Raw genomic sequence first — 16,298 nt, 5'->3', positions numbered from 1 at the left:
GGCGTGACCGAGTGCATGACAAAACGGACACGGGTCCCGCCCTCTCCAACGCTCGGCGGGAGCCGGGAGTGCCCGTCGTCCGACTCCGTCACGTCGTAGACTTCCACGCTGTCCCCCCGTCCGTCATCGCCCGACTTCCCGGAGGCCCGACGCCGTGACCAAGCCGCCCTTCACGCACCTGCACGTTCACACCCAGTACTCGCTGCTGGACGGTGCGGCGCGGCTCAAGGACATGTTCGAGGCGGCCAACGAGATGGGCATGACGCACATCGCGATGACCGACCACGGCAACCTGCACGGGGCGTACGACTTCTTCCACTCGGCGAAGAAGGCGGACGTCACGCCGATCATCGGGATCGAGGCGTACGTCGCCCCGGAGTCGCGCAAACAAAAGCGCAAGGTGCAGTGGGGGCAGCCGCACCAGAAGCGCGACGACGTGTCCGGATCCGGTGGGTACACCCACAAGACGATCTGGGCGTCCAACAAGACCGGGCTGCACAACCTCTTCCGGCTCTCCTCCGACGCGTACGCCGAGGGCTGGCTCCAGAAGTGGCCCCGGATGGACAAGGAGACCATCTCCCAGTGGTCCGAGGGGCTCATCGCCTCCACCGGCTGCCCCTCGGGCGAGGTGCAGACCCGGCTGCGGCTCGGCCAGTTCGACGAGGCGGTCCAGGCGGCATCGGACTACAAGGACATCTTCGGCGAGGGCAAGTACTTCCTGGAGCTGATGGACCACGGCATCGAGATCGAGCGCCGGGTCCGCGACGGGCTGCTGGAGATCGGCAAGAAGCTGAACATCCCGCCGCTCGTGACGAACGACTCCCACTACACGTACGCCCACGAGGCCACCGCCCACGACGCCCTGCTCTGCATCCAGACCGGCAAGAACCTCTCGGACCCGGACCGCTTCCGCTTCGACGGCACCGGCTACTACCTGAAGACGACGGACGAGATGTACGCCGTCGACTCCTCCGACGCCTGGCAGGAGGGGTGTGCCAACACTCTCCTGGTCGCCCAGCAGATCGACACCACCGGCATGTTCGAGGCGAAGAACCTCATGCCGAAGTTCGAGATCCCCGAGGGCTTCACGGAGATCACCTGGTTCCAGGAGGAGGTCCGGGCCGGCATGGCCCGCCGCTTCCCCAACGGGGTCCCCGACGACCGGCAGAAGCAGGTCGAGTACGAGATGGACATCATCATCCAGATGGGGTTCCCGGGGTACTTCCTCGTCGTCGCCGACTTCATCATGTGGGCCAAGAACAACGGCATCGCGGTGGGCCCCGGCCGTGGTTCGGCGGCCGGTTCGATCGTGGCGTACGCCATGGGCATCACCGACCTCGACCCGATCGAGCACGGGCTGATCTTCGAGCGGTTCCTCAACCCCGAGCGCGTCTCCATGCCCGACGTCGACATCGACTTCGACGAGCGCCGGCGCGTCGAGGTGATCCGGTACGTGACCGAGAAGTACGGCGCCGACAAGGTCGCCATGATCGGCACGTACGGCAAGATCAAGGCGAAGAACGCCATCAAGGACTCCGCCCGTGTCCTGGGCTACCCGTACGCGATGGGCGACCGCCTCACCAAGGCCATGCCCGCCGACGTCCTCGGCAAGGGCATCGACCTCAACGGCATCACCGACCCCAAGCACCCGCGCTACAGCGAGGCGGGCGAGATCCGGGCGATGTACGAGAACGAACCGGACGTCAAGAAGGTCATCGACACCGCCAAGGGCGTCGAGGGCCTGGTCCGGCAGATGGGCGTGCACGCCGCCGGCGTCATCATGTCCAGCGAGCCGATCGTCGACCACGCCCCCGTCTGGGTCCGGCACACCGACGGCGTCACCATCACGCAGTGGGACTACCCGCAGTGCGAGTCGCTCGGCCTGCTGAAGATGGACTTCCTCGGCCTGCGCAACCTGACGATCATGGACGACGCCATCAAGATGGTGAAGTCCAACAAGGGCATCGACCTGGAGATGCTCTCCCTGCCGCTGGACGACCCCAAGACGTACGAACTGCTCTGCCGCGGCGACACGCTCGGCGTCTTCCAGTTCGACGGCGGGCCCATGCGCTCCCTGCTGCGCCAGATGCAGCCCGACAACTTCGAGGACATCTCCGCCGTCTCGGCCCTCTACCGGCCGGGCCCGATGGGCATGAACTCGCACACGAACTACGCGGAGCGCAAGAACGGCCGCCAGGAGATCACCCCGATCCACCCGGAGCTGGAGGAGCCGCTCAAGGAGGTCCTCGGCCTCACCTACGGCCTGATCGTCTACCAGGAGCAGGTCCAGAAGGCCGCCCAGATCGTCGCCGGGTACTCGCTCGGCGAGGCCGACATCCTGCGCCGCGTGATGGGCAAGAAGAAGCCCGAGGAGCTGGCGAAGAACTTCGTCCTCTTCGAGAAGGGCGCCAAGGAGAAGGGCTTCTCCGACGCGGCGATCAAGGCGCTGTGGGACGTCCTGGTGCCGTTCGCCGGGTACGCGTTCAACAAGGCGCACTCGTCCGCGTACGGGCTGGTCACCTACTGGACCGCCTACCTCAAGGCGAACTACCCCGCCGAGTACATGGCCGCCCTGCTGACCTCGGTCAAGGACGACAAGGACAAGTCCGCGGTCTACCTCAACGAGTGCCGCCGTATGGGCATCAAGGTGCTCCCGCCCAACGTCAACGAGTCGCTGTCCAACTTCGCCGCCCAGGGCGACGACGTGATCCTCTTCGGCCTGACCGCGATCCGCAACGTGGGCCAGAACGTCGTCGACTCGATCATCCGGTCCCGCAAGGCGAAGGGGAAGTACAGCTCCTTCCCCGACTTCCTGGACAAGGTCGAGGCGGTCGTCTGCAACAAGCGCACCGTCGAATCGCTCATCAAGGCCGGCGCCTTCGACGAGATGGGCCACACCCGCAAGGGGCTGGTCGCCCACCACGAGCCGATGATCGACAACGTCGTGCAGGTCAAGCGCAAGGAGGCCGAGGGGCAGTTCGACCTCTTCGGCGGCGGCGAGGAGGAGAGCGGCGAGCCGGGCTTCGGGCTCGACGTGGAGTTCTCCGACATCGAGTGGGAGAAGGCCTACCTGCTCGCCCAGGAGCGGGAGATGCTCGGCCTGTACGTCTCCGACCACCCGCTGTTCGGTCTGGAGCACGTGCTGTCCGACAAGGCCGACGCCTCGATCTCCCAGCTCATGGGCGGGGACTACTCGGACGGCTCCGTCGTCACCGTCGGCGGCATCATCTCCGGCCTCCAGCGCAAGATGACCAAGCAGGGCAACGCCTGGGCCATCGCCACCGTGGAGGACCTGGCGGGCTCCATCGAGTGCATGTTCTTCCCCGCCACCTACCAGCTGGTCTCCACCCAGCTCGTCGAGGACACCGTCGTCTTCGTCAAGGGACGCCTCGACAAGCGTGAGGATGTGCCCCGGTTGGTGGCCATGGAGATGCAGGTCCCCGACATCTCCAACGCGGGGACCAACGCGCCCGTCGTCCTCACCATCCCCACGGTGAAGATCACCCCGCCGATGGTCACCCGGCTCGGCGAGGTGCTCAGCCACCACCGGGGCGACACCGAGGTGCGCATCAAGCTCCAGGGCCCCCGCAAGACCACGGTCCTGAGGCTCGACCGGCACCGGGTCAAGGCCGACTCGGCCCTCTTCGGCGACCTGAAGGTGCTGCTCGGCCCGTCCTGCCTGGCCGGCTGAGCCAGGACCCGGAACACGCCATGACGAGGGGGGCGTCCCGCACGGGACGCCCCCCTCCGGTGTCCGGTGACCGCGAGCGGCCGACGCGTCAGTTGTGGCCGAAGCGCCGCTGGTGCTTGCGCGCCACGTCGGACGGGCTGCCCTGGGCCTGAGCCTGCGTCTGGGTCTGCGACTCGAACGACGTCGACTTGGCCTGCTCCGCACTACGCTCCGACGCGGACGCGCGGTCGTGCTGGCTGCCCTGCTTGCGGTTCTTGTTCTTGGCCATGGTGAATGCCTCCTGTGGGGAGTCCTGGCTGTCCAGGACCGCTGTCAGACTCACATAGCCCCGCAAACAGTGCATGTTGGATCATTACTGTGCGTAAGGTGCCTCGGGTGGCCGGCCGATTCCGGGGCGCCGCCCGGTCCGCGCGCCGCCCCTCCTCCGCCGTTTCGTCTTCTTTCCGCCTTCTTTCACCATTCCTCTCCCGATCCGCCACGCCGATGATCGAGTTCCGGCCGTCAAGCCCCGCGCGGTCGGGCAGACTCGAAGGAAACCCTGGGTAAGCGGGCCCGGTCACCCGGGAACGGGCCGCTGAACCGTTCCCGAGTTCTGGAAGAGGGTGGAACGCGTGGACCGTTGCGTCGTCCTGGTGGACGCCGGCTACTTGCTGGGCGCAGCCGCGAGTCTGCTGGCCGGAGAGCCCGCCCGTTCCCGCATCACCGTGGACCACACCGCCCTCATCCAGGGACTGCGCGAGCGCGCCGAGGCCGACACCCAACAGCCGCTGCTGCGCATCTACTGGTTCGACGGGGCCCCCGACCGGGTGCCCCAGCCCGAACACCGCCGGCTCCGCGTGATGCCCCGCGTGACCGTACGGCTGGGGGCCCTGACCCGCAGCGACGGGCGCTGGGCGCAGAAGGGCGTCGACGCCGCCATGCACGCCGAGCTGACCGAACTGGCCCGCAACCGGGCCTGCTCCGACATCGTCCTGGTGACCGGCGACGGCGATCTGCTGCCCGGACTGATGTCCGCCAAGGAGCACGGGGTCGCCGTCCACCTCTGGGCGGTCCAGGCGGCCGACGGCGACTACAACCAGTCCGAGGACCTGGTCGCCGAGGCGGACGAACGCCGGGTGCTCGACCGGGCCTGGATCACCAAGGCCGTACGCGCCAAGGACACCGGCGGCGCCTGCGCCCCGCAGCCCGTCACCCGGCCCGAGATCGCCGCGATCCTCTCCGCCCCGCTCCCCGAGGCGGCGCTCGCCGCCTCCGCCGAACGCGCCTCCGAGGCGGCCCGTGCCGCCTCGGGCGGGGGCGGCGCCCCGGTCCCGGCCGAGACCACGCCCGCCGCCGCGTCGGCCGCTCCCGAAGTGCCTGCCCCCACCGGCCACCGGGGCGTCCCCACCCCCAAGGATCTGGCCGCGCTGCGCGCCCATGCCGCCCACCCGGACCGCCCGCAGCCGACCCAGCCCGCCAACGCCACCCTGCGCTGGTCCTCCGACAAGGGGTGGGTGGAGCGCGGCGGCCTCGGCGAACCCCCGGAGACCGCCTCCCTGCCGACGCTCGCCCAGGTCACCAGCGCCGAACAGCGCTGGGCGGACCGGGAGGAGGACATCACCACCGTCGGCGGCGACCCCTTCGAGGTGGGCCAGGTCTTCGCCCGCCGCTGGATGGAACGCCTCCCGGAGACCGTCCACCTCCAGAAGCTCTCCACCATGTACCCGCGCATCCCGCACCGGATCGACGGCGAACTCCTGCGGTACGCGGCCCGCTTCGGGCTCCTCGCCCACAAGGACGACCAGATCGACGAGCACGACCGGTACGCGATCCGGGCCGGTTTCTGGCGGGAGATCGACGTGCGGGCCGCCGCCGAGCACGTACCGGCGGGGGAGTAGCCGCTCGCCCGGGAGGGCGGCGCGGGACGGCCCCGGGCGCGAACCGGGGCATGTGACCCCGTACCCTCGTACCTCGTGAGTACGGGCACAGCACAGGCGCAGCGGGACACCGGCACCGTGTGCGCGGTGCGCGATCTGGTCAAGACCTATCCCGCGACGCGGGGCCGCCGCGGCGCCCCGCCGACGCCCGAGGTCCGCGCCACGGACGGCATCGGCCTGGACATCGGGCGCGGCGAGATCTTCGGACTGCTCGGCCCCAACGGCGCCGGCAAGTCCACCCTGGTCCGCCAGCTCACCGGTCTGATGCGCCCGGACTCCGGCAGCGTCGAGGTGCTGGGCCACGACCTCGTACGCCACCCCGAGCGGGCCTCCCGGCTGATCGGCTACCTCGGGCAGGAGTCCACCGCCCTCGACGAGCTGACCGTCGCGCTCGCCGCCGAGACCACCGGCCGGCTGCGTGGCCTCCCCGTCCGCGAGGCCCGCGCCGAGCGCGACGCGGTCCTGGAGGAGCTGGGCCTCACCGCGCTCGCCGGGCGGCCCCTGAAGAGGCTCTCCGGCGGCCAGCGCCGCCTCGCCTGCTTCGCCGCCACCCTGGTCGGGGACCGGCCCGTCCTGGTCCTCGACGAACCGACCACCGGCATGGACCCGGTCGCCCGCCGCGCCGTCTGGGCCGCCGTGGACCGCCGCCGGGCGGAGCGCGGGGCCACCGTGCTGCTGGTCACCCACAACGTCATCGAGGCCGAGACGGTCCTCGACCGGGTCGCCGTCCTCGAACGCGGCCGGGTCATCGCCTGCGACACCCCCGCCGGACTCAAGGAGCGGGTCGCCGGGGAGGTCCGCGTCGAGCTGGTGTGGCGCGAACGCGCCCCGCTGGACGTCCCCGAGGTCGCGGCGCTCCGGCCGTCCGCCCAGGAGTCCGGGCGGCGCTGGGTGCTCCGGCTCGGCCCCGACGAGGCGCGGGCCGCGGTCGCCGCGGTGACGGGCGGTGCGGCCTTCGCCGCGCTCGACGATTTCACCCTGGCCACGCCCAGCCTGGAAGATGTCTACCTCGCGCTCGGCGGAGACGCGGCCGACGCGACCAAGGGGCTGGTGAAGGCGTGAGCGGCACGACAGGCCCGAGGAGTCCGGACGGCGCGGACCGCGCGGTGCCCGCCGGGGACGTACTCGGCCGGGACGGACACGACAGGTGGGACGGGTTGGACGTGTGCGTGGGGAGCGGCCGCAGGTGACGAGCATCATTCCGGCCAGGACCGCACCGTCGCGCGTCCGGCCCGCGCCCGGTCCCTCGGACCCGGCGTCCGCCGCCCGTACGGAACCGGCCCCCCTCGCCCCGCGCGCCCGGCTGCTGCCCTCGCTGGCCGCCGTCTACCGCGCCCAGCTCTCCCGTGCGCGGGTGGCCCGCATCCCCCTGCTGTTCGTGGCGACGTTCCAGTCCGTCGGGATCATGATCCTGATGCGGGGTGTCGTGGACGGCGGCGCGGAGGCGCGTGCCGTGGTCGCGGGTTCCAGCGTCCTGGTCGTCGCGTTCGTCGCGCTCAACCTGCTCGCCCAGTACTTCGGGCAGCTGCGCGCGAGCGGCGGACTCGACCACTACGCGACACTGCCGGTGCCGCCCGCCGCGGTGGTGCTCGGGGCGGCCGGCGCGTACGCCTCGTTCACCGTCCCCGGCGCGGTCTTCACCGCGATCACCGGAAGCGTGCTGTTCCAGCTGCCGCTGACCCATCTGTGGGTCCTGGTCGCCGTCGTCCCGCTCTCCGGCGCCGCCCTGGCCGGGCTCGGCGCGGCGCTCGGGCTGCTCGCCCCGCGCCCGGAACTGGCGACCCTGCTGGGCCAGCTCGGGATGTCGGCCGCCCTGCTGCTCGGGGTCCTGCCCGCCGAGCGGCTGCCGGGGCCGGTGGGCTGGGCGCGCGACCTGCTGCCCTCGACCTACGGGGTCGAGGCGCTGGCCCGCTCCTTCGACGCCCGCCCGGACTGGGGGCTCATCGCGTTCTTCCTGGTGATCTGCGCGGCGGTGGGGGTGCTGTCGCTGGCCGTCGCCACGTGGGCGTACCGGCGCGCGGCCGTACGGTAGCGCTCCCGTCGGTACGGGGCGCCGGTCTCCACGCGGGACGTACGGCGCCGGGCGGGCCCGTGTGCGGTATCCGGTGAGGCGCCGCACAGGGTGGCCTGGCACGATGGCACGGTGACCGCACCTCTGACGCCGCCCGACCAGCCCGGCCCCCACGACCCGTGGCAGGCCCCGCCCTCCGGCTCCCACCCCACGCCCTCCTCGGGCTCGCCGGACGACCCGGACACGGCGACGGAACTCCGTCAGGCCGCCCTCGTCGCGGTCCTGGTCGCGCTCTCGGGCATCGCGCTCGGGCTGCTGTGGCTGTGGCTCGCGCCGCGCGTCCCGCTGGTCTCGGACGACACGGCCGTCTTCCTGAAGAACAGCGAGGGCGAGGAGGCGATCGGGGCGGACGGAACGTTCGTGCTGCTGGCCCTCGGCTTCGGCGTGCTCACGGCGGCGGCCGTCTTCTGGCGGCTGCGGCGCGGAGGCGTCCTCGTGGTCATGGGGCTGGCCCTGGGCGCGCTGCTCGCCTCGCTGATCGCGTGGCGGGTCGGCGTCTGGCTCGGACCGTCCTCCGACGTGGTGGGGCGGGCCAAGGAGGCGGGCCGGGGCGTGACGTTCGACGCTCCGCTGGAGTTGCACGCGGTGTGGGCGGCGGTGCTGGCGTGGCCGTTCGCGGCGATGGCGGTCCATCTGCTGCTGACGGCGGCGTTCGGACCGCGGGACCCGGAGCCGGAGTGGGCGGGGTTCTCGGGGTACTACGACGGGGCCGTGCAGGGGCCCCTCGCGGGGCCGGGGTCGGCTTCCGGGCCGTCCGGAGGGTCGCCGTCGCCGCCGTCCGCGGGTGGGGGCGGGGCGGCCTAGGGTCGCCTGCGGCGGACCTGTTTCCCCTTCCCGGAACCGGAGACCCGTCTCTTCCCGGAACCGGGGCTCCGCCCCGGACCCCGTTCCTCAAGCGCCGGAGGGGCTGGAAAGCCGGCTCGGCGGCGGGGCCGGACAACCGGTCCGCCGGAAGGACCGTGGGGCTACGGGGGCCTCGCTCCTCACGCGCCCCGCGCGATCTCCGCGAACACCGCCCCCGTCAGCTCCGCCAGGTCCGTCGCCGCCAGCTCCACCTCCAGGCCCCGGCGCCCCGCCGACACGCAGATCGTGGCGTGGGCGCGGGCCGAGGCGTCCAGGACCGTGCGCAGGCGTTTGCGCTGGCCGAGCGGGGAGATGCCGCCGCGTACGTAGCCCGTGGTGCGTTCCGCGGCGGCCGGGTCCGCCATCGTGGCGCGTTTGCCGCCGACCGCCGACGCCAGCGCCTTGAGGTCCAGCGAGCCGGCCACCGGGACCACCGCGACCGTCAGCTCGCCGTCCACGTCCGCGACCAGGGTCTTGAAGACCCGGTCGGGGGAGACGCCCAGAGCCTCGGCGGCCTCCTCGCCGTACGAGGGGGACGCCGGGTCGTGGTCGTACGCGTGGACCGTGAAGGCCGTGCCCGCCGTGCTCAGAGCGACGGTGGCGGGGGTGCCGCCCGCCTGCTTCTTCGGCTTCTTCGCCACCGGGGGAGTCCTCGATCAGTTGGGGTGGGTGGGGGCCCGCGTCAGGTCGGCCGCGGGCAGCGAGGGCAGATGCCGGATGACCGCGGTCTCCTTGCGCAGCAGCGTCAGTTCCTCGCGCAGCCGGGTCGCGGTGTCCGGGGCCTGGAGCAGCCGCTGCTTGGTGGGGACGTCCAGGACCGTGGCCGCGGCGACCAGGTAGGAGACCACCGACGGGTCGTCGGGCAGCTCGGCGCCGGTCGCCAGCGAGCGTTCGCTCGCCCCGGCCAGCCGCTTCTGGTAGGCGCGGAAGGCCCGCAGGACGCCCTCGGAGAGCGCTCCCGCCTCGTCCCCCTCGTCCTCGCCGGGCGGTTCCTCCGTGACGTCCTCGACCTCGGCGGTCAGATACGGGCCGCTCGACTCGACGGACAGCAGCCTCACCCGCGTGGTGCCGGTGGCCAGGACCTCGAAGCTGCCGTCGGCGCGCTCGCGGATCGTCGCCGCGTCGGCCACACAGCCGACCCGGTGGAAGGTCTGGATCGGATCGGGGCCGAAGCCCTCGGCCGGGGCGCGCTCGATGATCGGGGCGGGCGCGGCGGGGTCCGGCATGCCGGTGCCCGTCGCGGCCGTCTCGCGGCCGTCGCGGATCGCGACCACGACGAAGCGGCGAGGCTCGTCCTCGTCACTTTTCAGCAGCTCCCGCATCATGGCGCGGTACCGCTCCTCGAAGACGTTGAGAGGCAGCACCAGGCCGGGGAACAGCACCGCGTTGAGCGGGAAGAGGGGAAGGCGGGCGGTGGTCACAACGCTCAAGCGTAATGGCCCCGCGGGCGTCCGTGGTCGGCCCGGCTGCGCGACGGGGCCGGGGAGGCCGCCCGGAGCCGCGCGCCGTCCCGTGCGTCGAGGAACCGGCCGAGCGCGTCGTCGGACACCGACGACCACGGGAACGACGTCGCGTGGCGGCCGATCATGTGGAACTGGTGCACCGCCTCCGTCCAGCGGCCACGGGCGAGCAGCACGTACGCGAGGAGGTTGCGGACCTCCGCCGGCCACAGGTCGCCCGGCCGGTAGGCGGCGGAGAGCCTGATCGCCAGGTCGGCCGCCGCGTCCACGCGGTCCTCCAGCACCGAGGTGGTCCGGCTCGCCGCCCGGGAGTCCAGGAGCAGCGCGAAGGCCGCCCGGACCGGCAGGGCCTGCACCAGGGAGTCGGGCCGCGCGTCCTCGGCGGCCCGCTCGGCGAAGTCGAAGCACTCGCGGTGCGAGCCGTACCAGGCGGCGGAGAGGTAGCGCAGCGCCGCCACGTGGCAGCCGTAGTGGTGTGCGGAACGCCGTACCGCCTGCTCCCACAGCGACTCGAAGGCGGTGTGGGTGGCGTGGGTGCCGCGCGCGTGGTCCAGGGCGAGCCGCCACGGCACGGGGTCGCGCGGGTCGGCGTCGGCGGCGGCGGTGATCAGCGGGGCGACCTCGCGCAGCCGTTCCGCGCGGGCGGGCGACTCCCAGGCCCGCCGGACCGACAGCTCCGCCTTGACCAGCAGGGCGTCCGGGTCGCGCGGGGCGGTGGCCAGCCAGTCGACGAGCCAGCCGTCCCGGTTGCGGGCGAAGGTGACGAGCCGGCCGAGGTAGCGGTCCCGGTTCTCCCAGTCCGCCGCCTCCCGCGTGGCGGCGAGCAGCCCGGCGGCCGGTTCGTGGTCGCCCAGGGCAGCGGCGACCAGCGCGGGGGAGAGCCGCTCGTCCGGGGCGTCGAGCAGCACCGCGTCATCCGCGGCCGCCGGCCCGGCGGACAGCGGAGAACTGTGCCGGACCATGCGCGCGGTACGGAGCAGAGCGCGAAGGAATGCCATGGTGCAGACCATTGAAAAGCGCTGGTGAAGGGCGCGCCAGAGGCATGCTGTGAAGCTTCTGTGCCGAGTGGAGGGGTTGTATCGGGCCGGGTCAAGAAAGGGCAAAGGAAATGCCCGTAGATGGCTTGATCACGCCCATCCGGAGTGCTGGCGCACCCCGCTGGACGCCGGGCCGGGGCGGCCGGTCCCCTCGGGCCCGATCGCCCGTGTCCGTGGGCCGGAGCCCCTCCGGCCGGGCGTCGCGCGCCCCGCGCGACGCCCTCCGCGTCAGCCCCTGCGGAGCATCCGGGAGGCTCCCGCCGCCACCGTGGTGGCCAGAACCCATCCCACCAGCACCAGACCGGCCGCGGCCCACTGCCAGGCGTCCTCCATCCGCCAGTAGCCGTCCTGCCCGAGGTTGATCACCGGGATCAGCAGATCCAGCGCGTACAGGGCCGGGTTCCACTGCGGATGCTCCGTGCCCTTGATCGACGGCGGATCGTGCTGCGCGAAGGCCGCCGTGCCCGCCGCCCACAGCACCGCCATCCAGACCGCCGCCCGCCCCGGCCGGTAGCCGTACGCCACCATCCAGTCCTGGAGGTACCCCCACGCCTTCGCGGCGGGTGGGAGCGTCTCGCGGCGGCGGCGCTGCTTGGCCAGCAGCACCTCGCGCGCGTCCGCGTCCTCCCCGCAGCTCCGCATCACCGCAGCCAGCCGCTCGTACGGCTCGGGGACGTACTCCGGCGTCGCGGCCTGCACCCACTCCAGCCGCCGGGAGAGCGGGAAGTGGCCGTAGGGGACCAGGTTCTCGTAGACGAAGCCGCCCATCGCCAGGCCGCCGGGGCCCGGCCAGCTCGTCGACAGGTCGATCAGCGTCACCACCTTCGCGCCGTTCAGCACGACCCGGCCCTCCTCCGGGCGCTCCGCGTTGAACCGCAGCTCAGGAGTGACGATCCTGCGCAGCGACAGCTCCTCCTGCCGCGTCAGGGTGAACCGGGCCTTGTGCAGGTCCACCGCGTCCCCGAACCGCCCGTCGTCCAGCCGCACCCCGCCCCGGCACTCGAAGATCTGCGACCGGGTGCCGCGCGCCGGGGTGGGGGCGTAGACCACGCCGTACGGGGGAGTGGTGCCCTGGTTCCCCGTGTCGACGCTCACCCACGCCTCGGTCATGTAGAGCGTGCGCTCCACCGTCAGCTGCGGGGCGTTCAGCGCCCGGCGGTCCTCCGCCGCGCGCAGCCGGCTGCCGCGCAGGGACAGCGAACCGCCCACCTTGGTCCCGCGCAGACTCAGCTCGCCCAGCGTCTCGATCATCTCCGCCTGGAGGTCCTGCGCGACCGTCATGCCGTCCCCGACGACGGCCCGCCCGTGCCGGTCCGGGCCGACGCTGAGCTGGTTGATCAGGAGGTCCGTCCCGATCTGGGCGTCGGTCAGCCGGATGCCCCGGTCGACCCGGCAGCGCGGCAGATGCAGATCGCCCTCCGTCTGCAGCCGCGCCGCCTCCAGCCGGGGCAGCGCGCAGCCCACCAGCCGCAACGTCGTGAAATGGCACTCCGGGAGCACCACCTCCTGCTCGAAGCGGCAGCCGGTCAGCTCCACGTACGGAGAGACCCGGCCGCCCGCCAGATCCAGCTTTCCGGTGATCCGCACCCCTCGGAGCTTCAGCGCCGCCACCCGGCCGGGCCGGGCGGGCGGGCCGCTCAGCAGCAGCCGCGCCACCGTGCGCGCGCCGACGCTCCGCTCCGGCCCCCAGGCGTGCGGGGCGAACGGGTCGTTGCGGGTCGGGTCGTAGGTCCGTAAGTCGTAGGTCGTCCCGTTGCGGAAGGACTGCCACATGCCCAGCTCCGCTGCGCTGAGGCCGTCCGGGATGTCGCCGTCGTGCGGCTCGGTCACGGCCGCTCCCTCCGTGCACACATGCTGTCGTGCCGTCATGCCTTCGTGGTGCACACATGCTGTAGGGCCGTTATTCCCGTGTGTGACGCCGTGGAAGCCCGTGGTCAGCGGTGACGGCCGGACATGGCCGAGACACGTATCAGCCAGTGGTGCGGACGGCCGGTATCAGCCAGTGATACGGACGCCCGGCGGCTCCGGGCGGTCTGAGAGAATTGCCGTGTGATCTCTCGAATCGATCTGCGCGGCGACGTCCTCCCCGAGGGCGGAGCCCTGCGCGACCTGCTGCCCCGTGCCGAGTTCGACGTGGAAGCCGCCCTGGAGACGGTACGGCCCATCTGCGAGGACGTACGCCATCGTGGTTCCGCGGCAGTGATCGAGTGGGGAGAGAAGTTCGACGGTGTCCGGATCGCGTCGGTGCGGGTGCCCGCCGAGGCCCTCACCCGCGCCCTGGAGGAGCTGGACCCGGCCGTCCGGGCGGCGCTGGAGGAGTCGATCCGCCGCGCCCGCCTCGTCCACCGCGAACAGCGCCGCACCACGCACACCACCCAGGTCGTCCCCGGCGGCACCGTCACCGAGAAGTGGGTCCCCGTCGAGCGCGTCGGGCTCTACGTCCCCGGAGGCCGCTCGGTCTACCCCTCCTCGGTCGTGATGAACGTCGTCCCGGCCCAGGAGGCGGGCGTCGAGGGCGTCGCCGTCGCCTCCCCGCCGCAGAAGGACTTCGGCGGCCTGCCGCACCCCACGATCCTCGCCGCCTGCGCCCTGCTCGGCGTCGACGAGGTGTACGCGGCGGGCGGCGCCCAGGCCGTCGCGATGTTCGCGTACGGCACCGGGGACTGCCCCCCCGTCAACCTGGTCACCGGCCCCGGCAACATCTACGTCGCCGCCGCCAAACGCCTCCTCAAGGGCCGTATCGGCATCGACGCCGAGGCCGGGCCCACCGAGATCGCGATCCTCGCGGACGCCACCGCCGACCCCGCGCACGTCGCCGCCGACCTGATCAGCCAGGCCGAGCACGACCCGATGGCCGCCGTCGTCCTGGTCACCGACTCCGAGGAGCTGGCCGCCGCCACCGAGGCGGAGCTGGCCGTGCAGGTCGCCGCGACCAAGCACGTCGAGGACCGCGTCGCGCCCGCCCTCGCCGGCCGCCAGTCCGCCATCGTCCTGGTCTCCTCGGTCGAGGACGGCCTCACGGTCGTCGACGCCTACGGGGCCGAGCACCTGGAGATCCAGACCGCCGACGCCGCCGCCGTCGCCGACCGGGTCCGCAACGCCGGGGCGATCTTCGTCGGCCCCTGGTCCCCGGTCTCCCTCGGCGACTACTGCGCCGGCTCCAACCACGTCCTGCCCACCGGCGGCTGCGCCTGCCACTCCTCGGGCCTGTCCGTGCAGTCCTTCCTGCGCGGCATCCACATCGTCGACTACACCCGCGACGCGCTCGCCGAGGTCACCCATCACGTCGTGGCCCTCGCCGAGGCGGAGGACCTCCCCGCCCACGGCGCGGCCCTCAAGGCACGTTTTGCCGAAGGCGAACTCGACGAACACCGTGGCTGGAAGGTCCCGCAGCAGTGACGAACGACCCCGCCCCCCGCGACGCCCGGGACGAGCTGCCCGTCCGCGACGAACTGCGCGGCCGGTCCCCGTACGGAGCGCCCCAGCTCGACGTCCCCGTACGCCTCAACACCAACGAGAACCCCTATCCGCTGCCCGAGGCCCTGGTCGAGCGGATCGCCGAGCGCGTCCGCGAGGCCGCCCGCGGCCTCAACCGCTACCCCGACCGGGACGCCGTCGAACTCCGCACCGAGCTGGCCCGCTACCTGACGCGGACCGCCGGACACCAGGTCACGGCCGCCCACGTCTGGGCCGCCAACGGCTCCAACGAGGTCCTCCAGCAACTGCTCCAGACCTTCGGCGGACCCGGCCGCACCGCGATCGGCTTCGAACCCTCGTACTCCATGCACGCCCTGATCTCACGGGGCACCGGCACCGGCTGGATCTCCGGGCCGCGCGACGACGACTTCACCATCGACGTGGACGCCGCCCGCGCCGCCATCGCCGAGCACCGGCCCGAGGTCGTCTTCATCACCTCGCCCAACAACCCCACCGGCACCGCCGTCGGGGCCGACACCGTCCTCGCCCTGTACGAAGCGGCCCAGGCGGCCGGACCCTCGATCGTCGTCGTCGACGAGGCGTACGGAGAGTTCAGCCACCACCCCTCGCTGCTCCCCCTGATCGAGGGCCGCCGCCACCTGATCCTCTCCCGGACCATGTCCAAGGCGTTCGGCGCGGCGGGGCTCCGCCTCGGCTACCTCGCCGCCGACCCGGCCGTGGTCGACGCCGTCCAGCTGGTCCGGCTGCCCTACCACCTCTCCTCCGTCACCCAGGCCACCGCCCTCGCAGCGCTGGAGCACACCGATACGCTGCTGGGGTACGTCGCCCAGCTCAAGGGCGAGCGCGACCGGCTGGTGGCCGAGCTGCGCGCCATCGGTTACGAGGTCACCGACTCGGACGCCAACTTCGTCCAGTTCGGCCGCTTCGACGACAGCCACGCCGTCTGGCAGCAGATCCTCGACCGGGGCGTCCTGGTCCGGGACAACGGCGTACCGGGCCGGCTGCGGGTCACCGCCGGCACCCCGGAAGAGAACGACGCGTTCCTCGATGCGGTACGCGAACTGAAGAAGGAGCACGACGCATGAGCCCCCGCGTAGGCCGCGTGGAACGCACCACCAAGGAAACGTCCGTGCTCGTCGAGATCGACCTCGACGGCACCGGAAAGGTCGACGTCGCCACCGGGGTCGGCTTCTACGACCACATGCTCGACCAGCTCGGCCGCCACGGCCTCTTCGACCTCACGGTCAAGACCGAGGGCGACCTGCACATCGACAGCCACCACACCATCGAGGACACCGCCCTCGCGCTGGGCGCCGCCTTCAAGCAGGCCCTCGGCGACAAGGTCGGCATCTACCGCTTCGGCAACTGCACCGTCCCGCTGGACGAGTCGCTCGCCCAGGTCACCGTGGACCTCTCCGGCCGCCCCTACCTGGTGCACACCGAGCCCGAGAACATGGCCCCCATGATCGGCGCGTACGACACGACGATGACCCGGCACATCCTGGAGTCCTTCGTCGCCCAGGCGCAGATCGCCCTGCACGTCCACGTCCCGTACGGGCGCAACGCCCACCACATCGTCGAGTGCCAGTTCAAGGCGCTCGCCCGCGCCCTGCGCTACGCCGCCGAGCACGACCCGCGCGCGGCCGGCATCCTGCCCTCCACGAAGGGTGCCCTGTGAACGGCCTCAACACCATCCTGATCGTCGTCGGCCTCTTCCTCGCCGGCGGCGTCTACTCCTTCGCCAAGCAGGGGATGCCCAAGGGCGTCATCGTGCTGCTGTCGATCGGCTCCGTGATGTGCCTGGTGGCGGGCATCCTGCGGATCCAGGGACTCTGGGACTGA

Annotated in this window: 14 protein-coding genes; 9 read left to right on the top strand and 5 right to left on the bottom strand. The window is 72.2% G+C overall.

From position 1 onward, the window contains the following. Window positions 1-154: 154 nt before the first annotated feature. Complete coding sequence (dnaE, locus tag QFZ71_RS06165; RefSeq protein ID WP_307667249.1) at window positions 155-3,691, top strand: DNA polymerase III subunit alpha; 3,537 nt, start codon at window positions 155-157, stop codon at window positions 3,689-3,691. Window positions 3,692-3,779: 88 nt separating this feature from the next. Here dnaE and QFZ71_RS06160 read toward each other — a convergent pair whose 3' ends face one another. Beyond that, on the bottom strand, window positions 3,780-3,959 hold the full coding sequence (locus QFZ71_RS06160; protein WP_307671349.1) for a hypothetical protein: 180 nt from the start codon (window positions 3,957-3,959) through the stop codon (window positions 3,780-3,782). Between the two features lie 334 nt (window positions 3,960-4,293). Here QFZ71_RS06160 and QFZ71_RS06155 point away from each other — a divergent pair, with 334 nt between their 5' ends. The 4 genes from QFZ71_RS06155 (at window position 4,294) to QFZ71_RS06140 (ending at window position 8,482) form a co-directional block, all read left to right on the top strand. Continuing rightward, entirely contained in the window at window positions 4,294-5,568 is a 1,275-nt protein-coding gene (locus QFZ71_RS06155; RefSeq protein ID WP_307667248.1) for an NYN domain-containing protein, read from the top strand. A 117-nt stretch (window positions 5,569-5,685) separates the two neighbouring features. After that, a complete protein-coding gene (locus tag QFZ71_RS06150; protein ID WP_307671348.1) occupies window positions 5,686-6,669 on the top strand; it encodes an ABC transporter ATP-binding protein in 984 nt (327 codons plus the stop codon). Window positions 6,670-6,793: 124 nt separating this feature from the next. Next, complete coding sequence (locus QFZ71_RS06145; RefSeq protein WP_307667247.1) at window positions 6,794-7,639, top strand: ABC transporter permease; 846 nt, start codon at window positions 6,794-6,796, stop codon at window positions 7,637-7,639. A gap of 90 nt (window positions 7,640-7,729) precedes the next feature. After that, window positions 7,730-8,482 carry an ABC transporter permease gene (locus QFZ71_RS06140; protein ID WP_307667246.1) on the top strand — a complete coding sequence of 251 codons (753 nt, stop codon included), beginning with the start codon at window positions 7,730-7,732 and terminating at the stop codon, window positions 8,480-8,482. Window positions 8,483-8,661: 179 nt separating this feature from the next. Here the strand turns inward: QFZ71_RS06140 and ybaK are convergent, their stop codons facing one another. The 4 genes from ybaK to QFZ71_RS06120 all read right to left on the bottom strand — a co-directional run bounded on the left by ybaK (window position 8,662) and on the right by QFZ71_RS06120 (window position 12,848). Beyond that, window positions 8,662-9,162: a Cys-tRNA(Pro) deacylase gene (gene ybaK / locus QFZ71_RS06135; protein ID WP_307667245.1), complete on the bottom strand. Its 501-nt coding sequence runs from the start codon at window positions 9,160-9,162 to the stop codon at window positions 8,662-8,664. A 15-nt stretch (window positions 9,163-9,177) separates the two neighbouring features. Continuing rightward, window positions 9,178-9,942: an LON peptidase substrate-binding domain-containing protein gene (locus QFZ71_RS06130; RefSeq protein WP_307667244.1), complete on the bottom strand. Its 765-nt coding sequence runs from the start codon at window positions 9,940-9,942 to the stop codon at window positions 9,178-9,180. Window positions 9,943-9,947: 5 nt separating this feature from the next. Continuing rightward, window positions 9,948-10,991 (bottom strand): hypothetical protein, encoded by a 1,044-nt coding sequence (locus QFZ71_RS06125; RefSeq protein WP_307667243.1) that lies wholly within the window; start codon window positions 10,989-10,991, stop codon window positions 9,948-9,950. 255 nt (window positions 10,992-11,246) lie between these two features. Continuing rightward, a complete protein-coding gene (locus tag QFZ71_RS06120) occupies window positions 11,247-12,848 on the bottom strand; it encodes an oxidoreductase (protein ID WP_307667242.1) in 1,602 nt (533 codons plus the stop codon). 219 nt (window positions 12,849-13,067) lie between these two features. On the opposite strand from QFZ71_RS06120, the gene hisD reads away from it, so the two are divergent. Genes hisD through QFZ71_RS06100 form a run of 4 tightly spaced genes read left to right on the top strand, consistent with a single transcriptional unit; the run spans window position 13,068 to window position 16,298 of the window. Continuing rightward, the gene (gene hisD / locus QFZ71_RS06115) at window positions 13,068-14,417 is read left to right on the top strand and encodes a histidinol dehydrogenase (RefSeq protein WP_307667241.1); all 1,350 of its coding nucleotides are present in this window, start codon (window positions 13,068-13,070) and stop codon (window positions 14,415-14,417) included. Further along, window positions 14,414-15,541 (top strand): histidinol-phosphate transaminase, encoded by a 1,128-nt coding sequence (locus QFZ71_RS06110; protein ID WP_307667240.1) that lies wholly within the window; start codon window positions 14,414-14,416, stop codon window positions 15,539-15,541. The genes hisD and QFZ71_RS06110 overlap by 4 nt, the downstream gene beginning before the upstream one ends. Continuing rightward, window positions 15,538-16,134 (top strand): imidazoleglycerol-phosphate dehydratase HisB, encoded by a 597-nt coding sequence (gene hisB, locus QFZ71_RS06105; protein WP_307667239.1) that lies wholly within the window; start codon window positions 15,538-15,540, stop codon window positions 16,132-16,134. Before QFZ71_RS06110 ends, hisB begins: the two co-directional genes overlap by 4 nt. Next, window positions 16,131-16,298 carry a hypothetical protein gene (locus QFZ71_RS06100; protein WP_199876430.1) on the top strand — a complete coding sequence of 56 codons (168 nt, stop codon included), beginning with the start codon at window positions 16,131-16,133 and terminating at the stop codon, window positions 16,296-16,298. The genes hisB and QFZ71_RS06100 overlap by 4 nt, the downstream gene beginning before the upstream one ends.

The organism is Streptomyces sp. V2I9, from assembly GCF_030817475.1.
GTDB lineage: Bacteria > Actinomycetota > Actinomycetes > Streptomycetales > Streptomycetaceae > Streptomyces.
The sequence above is the reverse complement of the archived record's forward strand: the minus strand, read 5'-3'. Positions and strand labels throughout refer to the sequence as shown.